General features: G+C 71.9%; 2 protein-coding genes. Both read right to left on the bottom strand.

Features of this window, described 5'->3' with window-relative positions:
• Positions 1–247 precede the first annotated feature (247 nt).
• Positions 248–2,128, bottom strand: coding sequence for a cobaltochelatase subunit CobT (gene cobT / locus ICN82_RS16075; RefSeq protein WP_193184649.1), 1,881 nt, complete (start codon positions 2,126–2,128; stop codon positions 248–250).
• Between the two features lie 90 nt (positions 2,129–2,218).
• Positions 2,219–2,556: hypothetical protein (locus ICN82_RS16070; protein ID WP_193184647.1), on the bottom strand; the 338-nt coding region annotated here is incomplete at its 5' end.

Raw genomic sequence — 2,556 nt, 5'->3', positions numbered from 1 at the left:
CGGCGGGGACGGCGCCTGTCGCTCCGGGCGCTGCGGCCGGGGGTCTCCCTGCCTTCCGGGGCCCGGCGGCTTGGCCCGCCGATCATCGCGCCCCGCCGCCTGCCACCTGCCATTCGGCGGGGACGGCGCCTGTCGCTCCGGGCGCTGCGGCCGGGGGTCTCCTTGCCTTCCGGGGTCCGGCGGCTTGGCCCGCCGGTCATCGCGCCCCGCCGCCCTCCGTTCGGCGACGGAACGCCGCGGGGCCGGGTCAGGCGACGTTGCGCATGCCCAGAACCCGGGCGCGGGCGCGCGGATCGGCATCGAACAGCGAGGCCAGCTGCTCCGTCATCGCCCCGGCCAGCTGTTCGACATCGGTGATCGTCACCGCGCGCTGGTAGTAGCGGGTCACGTCATGGCCGATGCCGATGGCCAGCAGTTCCACCGCGCGTTTCTTCTCGACCATGGCGATCACGTCGCGCAGGTGCTTCTCCAGGTAATTGGCCGGGTTGACCGACAGGGTGCTGTCATCGACCGGCGCGCCGTCGGAGATGACCATCAGGATCTTGCGCGCCTCGGGCCGGGCGATCACGCGGCGATGCGCCCATTCCAGCGCCTCGCCGTCGATATTCTCCTTCAGCAGCCCTTCCTTCATCATCAGCCCCAGGTTGTTGCGGGTGCGCCGCATCGGCGCGTCGGCCTGCTTGTAAATGATGTGGCGCAGGTCGTTGAGGCGGCCGGGCTGCTGCGGGCGGCCCGCATTCAGCCATTCCTCGCGGCTCTGCCCGCCCTTCCAGGCGCGGGTGGTGAAGCCCAGGATCTCCACCTTGACGTTGCAGCGCTCCAGCGTGCGGGCCAGCACGTCGGCGCAGATCGCGGCGATCGAGATCGGCCGCCCGCGCATGGATCCCGAATTGTCCAGAAGCAGCGTCACCACCGTGTCGCGGAACTCCGTGTCCTTCTCGATCTTGAAGCTCAGCGGCGTCGTCGGGTTGGCCACCACCCGCGCCAGCCGCCCGGCATCCAGGATGCCTTCCTCGCGGTCGAATTCCCAGCTGCGGTTCTGCTGCGCCTGCAACCGGCGCTGCAGCTTGTTGGCCAGGCGCGACACCGCGCCCTTCAGCGGTTCCAGCTGCTGGTCGAGATAGGCGCGCAGCCGCTCCAGCTCGGCGGGTTCGGCCAGGTCCTCGGCGCGGATCTCCTCGTCATGCCCCGGGTTCCAGACGACATAGCCGGGATCGGCCTCCGAGACCGGCGGCGGCGGTGGCGGGTCCAGCGGCCCGGCCCCGTCGGGCAGGTCCGACTCCTCGCCCATTTCCGCATCGGCCATCTGATCCATGACGACCTGCGCCTCGGACTGGTCGCCCGCATCGTCCTGGCTCTGCTCCGGGGCGGCGTCGGTCTCTTCCCCGTCCTCGTCCTGGTCGCCCTGGTCGTCCTGCTGGTCCTGGTCCTCGTCCTGGGTCTCGGCGCTGTCTTCGGGGTCCTCCTCGTCGGCGAGGTCGGGATCCTCGCCCAGCTGGTCGCCATAGCCCAGATCCTCGATCACCCGGCGCGAGAAGCGCGAGAAGGCCGCCTGGTCCGACAGGACCCGGTCGAGGTCGTCCAGCGTGCCCGCCGCCTGCGCCTCGATATGGGCGCGCCACAGCTGCATCACGTTCTGGGCCCCCGCGGGCAGGTCGCGCCCGGTGGCCAGGTGGCGGATCAGGTAGCCCGCCGCCACCGGCAGCGGCACATCCTTGGGATCGCTGACCTGGGCATAGCCCTTGCGCTCCGCTTCCCAGCCGATCTTGGCGTCGATATTGCCTGCCGTGCCGGGCATGACGCGCGCGCCCATCGCCTCGCAGCGGGCGGTTTCCATCGCCTCGTAGATCTCCTGCGCCAGCTGGCCCTGCGGCGCATAGCGGGCATGGGTCCCGGCATCGTGGAACTTGCGGTTGAGCGCGTAGGCATCCGCAGTCCCGCGCGCCAGCAGCACCTCGGCGCGGGTCATGCGGCGGCTGATCTGGGGCAGGCGCATCGCGTCGGAGGTCATTCCCGGAGGATCGACCGAATAGCTCACCGTCATCTCGGGATCGTCGGCCATGACCTTGGTCGCCTCGGCAAGGGCCTTCTTGAACGGATCGGCGGGATTGTCGGCGGACTTGGACATGTGGATCACCTGTGCTCTCGTTGTCCTTGCGTGCCACAGCCACGGGCAGGGGGCAAGGCCGTGCCCCGGCCGGCGGTCCGGCCGGGCGGTTCAGGCGGCGCGGAATTCCGGCGCGGCGCGCAGGTCGCGCCAAGCGGCGCGCGCCTCGTGCCAGTGTCCGGCGATCTGTCGCTCCAGCGCCGCGCGCCCGGCCGCATCGGCGGGCGGGTCGATCCGGTCCAGATCGTCGAGCCGCGCGAGGATCCCGCGCAGCCGCTGCAGCCCGCCGGTCCCGGGCGCGTCCTCCGCAGCCAGCAGCGGCAGGGCGAATTCGCTCTGGCGTTCCAGCCGCGCCAGCGCCCGCGCCATGCGCGCGCGGCGGCGCGGATCGGGGGTCTCCATCGCCGCCGCGCGCCGCAGGGTCCGGGCCCGGGCGCGGGCCAGCGCCC

Origin of the sequence: Mangrovicoccus algicola, from assembly GCF_014903745.1 — a bacterium.
GTDB lineage: Bacteria > Pseudomonadota > Alphaproteobacteria > Rhodobacterales > Rhodobacteraceae > Mangrovicoccus > Mangrovicoccus algicola.
The sequence above is the reverse complement of the archived record's forward strand: the minus strand, read 5'-3'. Positions and strand labels throughout refer to the sequence as shown.